General features: G+C 69.3%; 7 protein-coding genes. 6 read left to right on the top strand and 1 reads right to left on the bottom strand.

What is annotated here, in order from left to right; translation table 11 throughout:
• A partial coding sequence (locus tag NF4_RS04995) for a nuclear transport factor 2 family protein (RefSeq protein ID WP_439956733.1) occupies positions 1–365 on the top strand: 365 nt, incomplete at its 5' end.
• Between the two features lie 185 nt (positions 366–550).
• On the opposite strand, the gene NF4_RS04990 is transcribed toward NF4_RS04995, so the two are convergent.
• The gene (locus NF4_RS04990; RefSeq protein ID WP_063126112.1) at positions 551–1,795 is read right to left on the bottom strand and encodes a KasA/KasB family beta-ketoacyl-ACP synthase; all 1,245 of its coding nucleotides are present in this window, start codon (positions 1,793–1,795) and stop codon (positions 551–553) included.
• A gap of 39 nt (positions 1,796–1,834) precedes the next feature.
• Here NF4_RS04990 and NF4_RS04985 point away from each other — a divergent pair, with 39 nt between their 5' ends.
• The 5 genes from NF4_RS04985 (at position 1,835) to NF4_RS04965 (ending at position 9,198) form a co-directional block, all read left to right on the top strand.
• On the top strand, positions 1,835–2,392 hold the full coding sequence (locus NF4_RS04985; RefSeq protein ID WP_063126111.1) for a TetR/AcrR family transcriptional regulator: 558 nt from the start codon (positions 1,835–1,837) through the stop codon (positions 2,390–2,392).
• 149 nt (positions 2,393–2,541) lie between these two features.
• The gene (gene thiD, locus NF4_RS04980; RefSeq protein WP_063126110.1) at positions 2,542–3,381 is read left to right on the top strand and encodes a bifunctional hydroxymethylpyrimidine kinase/phosphomethylpyrimidine kinase; all 840 of its coding nucleotides are present in this window, start codon (positions 2,542–2,544) and stop codon (positions 3,379–3,381) included.
• A 391-nt stretch (positions 3,382–3,772) separates the two neighbouring features.
• Positions 3,773–5,026, top strand: coding sequence for a bifunctional glycosyltransferase family 2/GtrA family protein (locus NF4_RS04975; RefSeq protein ID WP_063126109.1), 1,254 nt, complete (start codon positions 3,773–3,775; stop codon positions 5,024–5,026).
• Positions 5,023–7,161 (top strand): glycosyltransferase family 39 protein, encoded by a 2,139-nt coding sequence (locus tag NF4_RS04970; protein WP_063126108.1) that lies wholly within the window; start codon positions 5,023–5,025, stop codon positions 7,159–7,161. The genes NF4_RS04975 and NF4_RS04970 overlap by 4 nt, the downstream gene beginning before the upstream one ends.
• Positions 7,162–7,749: 588 nt before the next feature.
• Positions 7,750–9,198: a wax ester/triacylglycerol synthase family O-acyltransferase gene (locus tag NF4_RS04965; RefSeq protein WP_084532864.1), complete on the top strand. Its 1,449-nt coding sequence runs from the start codon at positions 7,750–7,752 to the stop codon at positions 9,196–9,198.
• Positions 9,199–9,204: the final 6 nt, after the last annotated feature.

Here is a 9,204-nt window from a genome sequence, read left to right as displayed (position 1 = left end):
AGGGAACTCCGATGAAAGATACCGTCACCGCCTACCTGCAGACCTGGAACACCACCGACGCGGCCGCCCGGAAAGAACTGCTGAATACCCACTGGGCCCCGGAAGCGTCCTACATCGATCCGCTGGCCGAAGCGGCCGGCCTCGACGCGATCGGCGCGACCATCGGCGCGGTGCACGAACAATTCCCCGGATTCGTCTTCACCCCGGTCGGGGAACCGGATGCCCACCACCGTCAGGTTCGGTTCCAGTGGGGCCTGGGGCCCGCGGGTGCCGAGCCGGTGATCATCGGTTTCGACGTTCTGGTCACCGACGAGCAGGGCCGGATCGAAACGGTGCTGGGATTCCTGGACAAGGTGCCGGGCTGATCCCCGGACGGCCGGTTGCGCATCCGCTGGCGGCCGGGCGCCGATTCGGCCGTCATCTGCGCCGACCCGGCATTCCGCGGCGCCGGTCCGGGGCCGGACCCAGGAAATGCGTCCGACCCCGCAGGCCGCGGCGTTCGGTCGAACAGGTCGGCGCGGCCCCGGTCGCGCCTGCGCCGGTCGTCGCGTCAGGCGCGGCCCAGCGCCAGCGTCACATTGTGACCGCCGAACCCGAACGAATTCGTCAGGGCGTACTCGATCCGCTGCGGCCGGGCGCGGCCGCGCACGATATCCAGGTCCGGTTCCGGATTCTCGAGATTGAGGGTGGGCGGTACGACCTGTTCCCGCAGGGTGAGCGCGGTGAGGATGGTTTCCAGGGCGCCGACCGCGCCGATGGAATGTCCGAGCGCCGATTTGGGCGCGTAGACCGAGGCGTCGGGCGTGACCGCCTCGATCGCGGCCGCCTCCGAGGCGTCACCGATGGATGTCGAGGTGGCGTGGGCGTTGATATGCCCGATATCGGCGGGCGTCAGACCCGCGACGGCGATCGCCTTGCGCATGGCGCGCGCCGCGCCCTCGCCCGCCGGATCCGAAGCGACGATGTGATAGGCGTCGGAGGTGATGCCGGCGCCGAGCACCCGGGCATGGACGCGGGCGCCGCGGGCGCGGGCGTGGCGCTCCGATTCCAGCACCAGCAGGGCACCCGCTTCGCCGAAGACGAAACCGTCCCGGTCCCGGTCGAACGGCCGAGAGGCGGCGGCGGGATCGTCGTTGCGGGTGCTCATCGCCCGCATCATGGCGAAACTGGCGATCGGCACGGCGTGGATATGGCCCTCCACCCCACCGGCCACCACCACATCCGCCTCGCCGGTAGCGATCAACCGCCAGGCCTGCGCGATGGCCTCGGTACCGGACGAGCACGCCGAGACCGGCGCGAAAACCCCTGCCTTCGCGCCGATTTCCAGGCTGACGGCCGCCGCCGGGCCGTTGGGCATGACCATGGGCACCGACATGGGCGAGACCTTGCGGTAGCCGCCGGCGCGCATCGCGTCGACCGCGTCGATGAGCGCGTCGCCGCCGCCGAGCCCGGTGCCGATACTCACCGCGAGCCGTTCGCCCTCCACATCCGGCCGGCCGGCCGCGCGCCAGACCTGCCGCCCGAGCACGAGGGCGAGCTGTTCGACATAGGAGTGCCTGCGCTGTTCGACCCGGGTGAGCTGCGCCCCGGGATGGGCGGCGAGCTTGCCGCCGATACGTACGGGCAAGTCGTATTCGGCGACGAAATCGTCGTCGAGGGTGGCGATACCGGTCCGGCCGTCCAGCAGGCCCGACCAGGTCTCGTCCATATCGCCGGCGATCGAGGTGGCGCCCGCGTATCCGGTGACGACCACCTGCGCCGCCGCCCGAGTTTCTGAAGCGATCGGTACAGTCACGGGGTCATGATTACCTGTAGCGTTCGCTACAGTCAACCCATGGCCCGCCCACTCGACCACGCCAAACGCGCCGAGATCCTCGACGCCGTGGTGCGCTATATCGCCGAACGCGGACTCGCGGACCTCTCGCTGCGTCCGCTGGCCGCCGCCCTGGGCACCAGTTCCCGGATGCTGATCTACTACTTCGGCACCAAGGAAGAACTGCTGGTCCAGGCCCTGGCAACCCATCGCCCGGACCTCACGGCCGTCTTCGCCGAAGTGCACGACGCCGCCGCGCTGCGGGAACGGCTGTGGGATTTCTGGCGTGCCAACACCACCGGCTCGGGTGCGGTCAGTGTGCGGGTGATGCTCCAGGTCCTCGGCGCGGCCTGCGCGCCCCACGGCCCCTACGCGGGCTACGCCGACAAAGCCACCGCGGCGTTCGTCACCGCCCTCACCGCGGGCCTGCGCGCACTGAACCCCGACGACGAACCCGAAGTGGTGGCCACGGTGCTGGTCTCCGGCTTACGCGGCATCCTGCAGGACCGGCTCATCACCGGCGATACCGAACGCACCGACCGAGCGGCCCGCCGGCTCATCGACCACACCATCCGCTGACCCGCCGGGTTCCACACTCGGCACCTGGGTCGAACTACCCGACCCCGGCGCCCGGACCCTGGGCACCGAACCGATCAAAGCCTGGGCCTGACAATCGCCGACTCGAGATACCTACGTGGGCGCGCACCTCGCCCACGTAGGGTGACCGGGTGAGATTGTTGCCGTTGACGCCCCCGGGACAGACCCCGGTCCGGGTGCTCACCATCGCCGGTACCGATTCGGGCGGCGGGGCCGGAATCCAGGCCGATACCCGGACCATGGCCCTGTGCGGGGTGCACGCCCTGGTGGCGGTGGCCGCGGTGACAGTGCAGAACACAGTGGGCGTGAGCGGGTTCCACGAGATTCCCCCACAGGTGGTCGCGGACCAGGTGCGCTCGGTGGCCGGCGATATCGGTATCGGCGCCGCGAAGACGGGCATGCTCGCCTCCGGGGACATCATCGAGGCCGTGGCCGGGGTCTGCCGGGAGGTGGGCATCGGGCACGACGCCGAGGTGCCGCTGGTGGTCGACCCCGTCGCGGCTTCCATGCACGGCGACCCGCTGCTGCACACCGAAGCACTCGATGCCGTGCGGTACAAGCTGTTCCCGCTGGCCACCATCGTCACCCCGAACCTGGACGAGGTGCGGTTGCTGACCGGGGTGGAGGTCACCGACGCGGCGTCCGCGCGCCGCGCGGCCGAGGCGCTGCACGGTCTCGGACCGCGCTGGGTCGTGGTGAAGGGCGGCCACCTGCGCACCTCGGCGCAGAGCACCGATCTGCTGTTCGACGGCAACCAGTTCTTGGAGTTCACCGCCCCGCGTATCGAGACCGGCAACGATCACGGCGGCGGCGACACCCTGGCCGCGGCCCTGGCCTGCGCGCTGGCCCACGGCTATTCGGTACCCGACGCCTTCGAATTCGCCAAGGAATGGACCCGGCGCAGCCTGGAAGCCGCCTACGACCTGGGCAAAGGCCACGGTCCGGTTTCCCCGCTGTGGCGGCTGAGCTGACGTCGACCGAGTCGGCGAACTTGTCGGTGGGCAGGTCCATACTCGGAGTGTCACGAACATACCCACAACGGAGTGGAGTCCCGGACAACGACGTTCGATCAGTGACACCGGACGGGACGGCCCCGGCGCGCCGCCTTCCCGCCTGGTCAGCGTTGACGATCGGCCGGGGCCCGATGCCCGATGCCGACATATGCGGTCGGCCGTCCATCGAGCTCTGACGGTGCCGTGCGCCTACCCATACTGCCCGAGGCTTCGCCGGCATACCTGCTGCTCGTTCCGGATGGTCGCACCCGTGGCCGGGGCCCGACCCGCCGGAGGCGGGGCAATGTACACAGCTACCTCCCAGGATGGCTGGAGCCGGGCCCCAGCCCGCCCACCGACTCTGGTCCACATGACCGAGACCGTGACCCTCGCCGCAGCGGCGGACCTCAGGGAACACACCGCGGCGCCGCCGGTGCTGGATGTGGTCGTTCCCGTGTACAACGAAGAAACCGATCTCGGCGTGTGTGTGCGCCGGCTTCGCGACCATCTCGACAGCGGGTTCCCGTTTCCGGCGCGGATCACCGTCGCCGACAACGCCAGCACCGATGCCACGCCGGCGGTGGCCGAACTCCTCGCCGATGAGCTGGACGGAGTCCGGGTGGTCCACCTCGACGCCAAAGGTCGCGGGCGGGCGCTGCGCACGGTGTGGCAGGACTCGGACGCGCAGGTCGTCGCATATATGGACGTCGACCTCTCCACCGATCTGAACGCGCTGCTGCCGCTGGTCGCACCGCTTGTCTCCGGACATTCGGATCTGGCGATCGGCACCCGGCTGGGCTCCGGCTCCCGGGTGGTGCGCGGACCGAAACGCGAATTCATCTCCCGCTGCTACAACCTGCTGCTGAAAGCAACGCTGCGGGCGCATTTCTCCGACGCCCAGTGCGGCTTCAAGGCCATGCGCACCGAGGTGGCGCGCAAACTGCTCCCGCTGGTCGAGGACGGGGAGTGGTTCTTCGACACCGAACTGCTGGTCATCGCCGAACGCGCCGGGCTGCGGATCCACGAGGTCCCGGTGGATTGGATCGACGACCCCGACAGTCGTGTCGATATCGTCGATACCGCCTACAAGGATCTGCGCGGCATCTGGCGGATGGGCCGCGCGCTGGCCACCGGATCGCTCCCGCTGACCGAGCTCCGCGCGGCGGTGGGCCGCGAGCCGCTGGTGCCCGGTGTGCCGCTCGGCATGGTGGGCCAGCTGGTGCGGTTCGCGCTGGTCGGGGTCGGCTCCACCCTCGCCTACATGCTGCTCTACCTGCTGCTGCAACCGATGGCCGGTGCGCAGGTCGCCAATTTCGCGGCCCTGTTGATCACCGCGGTCGGCAATACCGCCGCCAACCGGACATTCACCTTCGGGGTGCGCGGGCAGAGCGGGATGATGTCACACCAGTTCCAGGGTCTGCTGATCTTCGGGTTCGGGTTGCTGGTGACCAGCGGCTCGCTGTTCACCCTGCATCACTGGGCACCCGGCGCCCCGGTGCAGCTGGAGTTGTTCGTCCTGGTCGTCGCGAACCTGATCGCCACTCTCCTGCGGTTCGTCGGGCTGCGCTGGGTGTTCCGTGAGAGCCGACGCCCCACACCGGTAGCCGAGGAGGTCGCTCGATGACGGTGACCGCGACTTCTCCCGGAACCGGGGCGCCCCCGGCCGGCACGACCACTCCCGGACCGGCGCGCACGAGCCGCTGGGAGTACCCCGCACTGGCGGCGCTGCTGCTCGCCACCGGACTCTCCTACCTGTACAACCTGAGCGCCAACGGCTGGGCCAACTCCTTCTACTCGGCCGCCATCCAGGCGGGTTCGGTGTCGTGGAAGGCGTTCTTCTTCGGTTCCTCCGATGCGGCGAATTCCATCACCGTGGACAAGGCGCCCGCGTCGCTGTGGCTCATGGAGCTGTCGGTGCGCCTGTTCGGTTTGAGCAGCTGGAGCATCCTCGTTCCCCAGGTGCTGCTGGGAGTGGCGACGGTAGCGCTGGTCCGGACGATCGTGCGGCGTTCGTTCGGCCCGGCGGCGGGGTTGATCGCCGGGCTGGCGCTGGCGGTGACCCCGGTGTTCGCCCTGATGTTCCGGTTCAACAATCCGGACGCGCTGCTGGTGTTGCTGATGGTCGCCGCGGTGTGGGCGATGACGCGCGCGCTGGACGACGGACGCTGGCGCTGGCTCGTACTCACCGGGACCTTCATCGGGTTCGGTTTCCTGGCCAAACAGTTGCAGGTCATGCTGGTCGTGCCCGTCCTGGCACTGGTCTACCTTTTCGCCGGGCCGCCGCGGCTCGGCACCCGTATCGCGCAACTGTTTACCGCCGGTGCCGCCATGGTGGTGGCCGCGGGCTGGTGGATTCTGGCCGTGGAACTGTGGCCGGCCGATTCCCGCCCGTACATCGGTGGTTCGCAGAACAATTCGATCATCGAACTGACCCTCGGCTACAACGGATTGGGCCGATTGAACGGTAACGAGACCGGCAGTGTCGGGCCGGGCGGTGAACTGCCGCCCGGGGGCAACGGTATGTGGGGCCGGACCGGGATAACGCGGATGTTCGACCAGATGCAGGGCGGGCAGATCGCCTGGCTGATCCCCGCGGCGCTGGTCGCGCTGGTCGCCGGACTGCTGCTGCGCGGCCGGGCGGCCCGCACCGACGGTCCCCGCGCGCAGGTGCTGCTGTGGGGCGGCTGGCTGCTGGTCACCGGGCTGGTGTTCAGCTTCATGGCCGGGATCTTCCACCAGTACTACACAGTGGCGCTGGCCCCGGCTGTCGCCGCGCTGGTGGGTATCGGCGCGGTGCTGTTCTGGCGTGAACGGTCCCGGTGGTGGGTGCGGGTGGCGGCCGCGCTCGCAGTCGGCGCGACCACCGCCACGGCCTGGATGTTGCTCTCGCGCAGTGCGGAGTTCCTGCCGTGGCTGCGGTGGGCGGTACTGGCCGGCGGTATCGTCGCGACGGTCGCGCTCCTCGTACCGCTGCCCGGCCGAGCGACCGCGGTGGCGGCGGTGCTCGCCGCGGCGGTGGGTCTGGCCGGACCGGTCGCCTACACGGTGGACACGCTGAACACCGGCCATGCCGGCTCGATTCCGACCGCCGGGCCGAACACGGGGATGTTCGGCGGTATGCGGCCGCCCGGTATGGGTGGCGAGATGCCGGGATTCCTGGTCGGAATGGACGGTGGTCCGGGTGGAATGCCGGGTATCGGCGGCGGCACCGAGGGGATGTCCGGCACAAACGGCAATCCCGGCGGCATGACGGGCACGAACGGCAATCCCGGTGAGATAGCCGGTATGAACGACGGAACCGGCGGCACGGCCGGGACGACCGACGGCGGGACCGGGCCCGGCGGCGGCGCGATCGGCGGTGCCGGTGGACGCGACGGCAACCGCCGGGGCGGGCCCGGCGGCGGATTCCTGAACGCGGGCAGGCCCAGCGATGCGCTGGTGGCGCTGCTGCGGGAGAACGGCGACGCCTACACCTGGGCGGCGGCCACCATCTCCGCCAACGGCGCCGCCGGATATCAGCTGGCCACCGAGCTGCCGGTCATGCCGATCGGCGGGTTCAACGGCAGCGACCCCTCCCCCACGCTGGAGCAGTTCCAGCAGTACGTGGCCTCCGGGCAGATCCACTACTTCATCGGCGGCGGTTCCGGGCCGGGCGGCCGGCAGGGCACGACCTCCGCGATATCCCAGTGGGTCGCGGACAACTTCACCGCGAAGGAGGTGGACGGGGTCACGCTCTACGACTTCACCGCGCCGAAGTGAGCCGGCCCTGAACGACGAGGCCCGGACCGTATTCGGTCCGGGCCTCGTCGTTCCGGCGCGCCGTGCCGCGCGGGCCGGGAGGAACACGCGGCGGAAGCGCCGTGGCGCCACTGCCCGGCTCGGTTGTCCGAGTCGGACCTCGCGCAGCCGCCCGGGCAGGGCAGGCTCCGCACCGCCGGCTGGAACGAGCTGCGACGCGGAGGTTTTCCACGATCCGACGTCGCCTCGAGCAAATATTCAGCGATCAGATCGGATTAATTCTTCTCCGCTATTATGCGAGGTTCTTCATCCGCCACCGGAGCGGCGACCCCAACGGGCGGCATCGCACCACCCGGCGAACGAGACAATACCCGAGAGCGGAGAGAACGACCTATTTCCGAAAACCGACCGGAATGCACTATCCGATAGTCCGTCCGAGACAGCGAAAAATTCCCGCCCCGCGCATTACCCATAATTCACCGAGTTCTGAAATTTCGGCGTTCCTGACACCCGGATTCCCCTGGACGTCGCGCGCCGGAACGCTAGGATCGACCGAGCTGCCTGTCACGACCAGGCAATTCTTCATATCGGTACCGCGCGGCAGGAAACATGGTGATATACGGGAACAGTGGAGTTCTCGCCACGAAAAAGGCCAAAGGCATTGTGGCGAAAGAGCAGTTGGCGCCCCGTGACGCGGTGTTCGTCTACGACGAAACCGAGCGGCACCCGTCCAATATTGTCGCGGTCTATGTTTTCGACGCCGCCGGCGCCGAACCGGTGGACACCGCCGCGCTGCGGGATTGGGCACGGGCACGACTGGGTTTCGCGCCCCTGTTCCAGCGGCGATTGCAGCGTGTCCCACTGGATCTGGACCTGCCGTACTGGGTGCCGGATCCGGCGCTCGATATCGCCGAGCACGTAGTGGCCGGACCGTCGGGAGCCGACTGGGACACGGTGCGGGCCCGGCTCGCGGAGATGACTACGGCGCGTATGGATCTCACTCGGCCGCCGTGGCAGATCCAGGTGTTCGACCGAGTCCGCGCTGTTCCGGAAATCCCGGGGGATGCCACGGTCGTCGCCCTGAAATTCCACCACAGCGCCTGCGACGGTATGGCGACCCGGGAACTCGAACTGCAGCTGTTCGGCGGTCGAGAGGCGCCGGCCGCGCCGACGACGAACCGGTGGTCGAGATCGGCGGCGACGTTACGTGCCGCCGTGCTGCTTCCCTACCGTGTGGGCCGTTTCGCGATGGGATTGTCGCGTACCCGGGCGGCGGACGCCGCGGCACGGACCCGGATCGAGGCCGGGCTGCTGCACGAGCCGGTGCCCGTACGCCCCGCGACCCGCTTCAACCGCGCGATCGGCCCGACCGTACTGATGGAGCAGGTGTTCCTGCCGATGTCCGAGGTGACGGCATTGCGCGCCCGGTGCGCCGAACGCGTCACGGTCAACGATGTCATGCTGACCGTGGTGTCCGGTGCGCTCGCCGCCTACCTGGACGAAAAGGGCGAGACACCACCGGATGCGCTGGCGGCGATGGTGCCGATGTCGATGCGCGGTATCGCGCAATGGGATTCGGCGAACCAGCTGTGCCAGATGACGGTCGATCTGCACACCGGCCACCGCGATCCACGTGCGCGGTTGTCGGCGATCCGGGAGTCGGTGCGCCGGGAACGACGCCGGCACAGCGATCCGGCGGTACTCCGGCACGCCGCTCGGGTCGAGACCGCGCCGGCATGGTTGTTGCGGGCGGCGGGCTGGGCGCGGGCGCATCGCTCGTTCGCCGATCTGTCCTCGGTTCCGCTGCACAACACCACGATCAGCAATGTTCCGCCGCTGGGTGCCGGGCTGACCTTCCGCGGCGCACCGGTGCTGCGGGCCTTCGGTGTCCTGCCACCGATGGATGGTGACGGTTTGCGGCACCTGATCTCGGCACAAGGCGAGGAGATCGTCCTCACCTTCAGCGTCGACAAGGCGATGATGCCCGACCCCGACCCCGACCGCTACCGGGAGCTGCTGCGGGAATCGTTCCGCGAGCTGGCGCAAGCCCTCGGCTGACGCGCC

This window comes from Nocardia fusca NBRC 14340 (assembly GCF_001618425.1).
GTDB lineage: Bacteria > Actinomycetota > Actinomycetes > Mycobacteriales > Mycobacteriaceae > Nocardia > Nocardia fusca.
This window is presented reverse-complemented; position numbering and strand designations above follow the sequence as displayed.

What these genes read in the sequence shown, in the direction of transcription:
- NF4_RS04985 (WP_063126111.1), top strand. Translation starts at nt 1,835, where the DNA reads ATGGCCCGCCCACTCGACCACGCCAAACGCGCCGAGATCCTCGACGCC.
- NF4_RS04975 (WP_063126109.1), top strand. Translation starts at nt 3,773, where the DNA reads ATGACCGAGACCGTGACCCTCGCCGCAGCGGCGGACCTCAGGGAACAC.
- NF4_RS04970 (WP_063126108.1), top strand. Translation starts at nt 5,023, where the DNA reads ATGACGGTGACCGCGACTTCTCCCGGAACCGGGGCGCCCCCGGCCGGC.
- NF4_RS04965 (WP_084532864.1), top strand. Translation starts at nt 7,750, where the DNA reads ATGGTGATATACGGGAACAGTGGAGTTCTCGCCACGAAAAAGGCCAAA.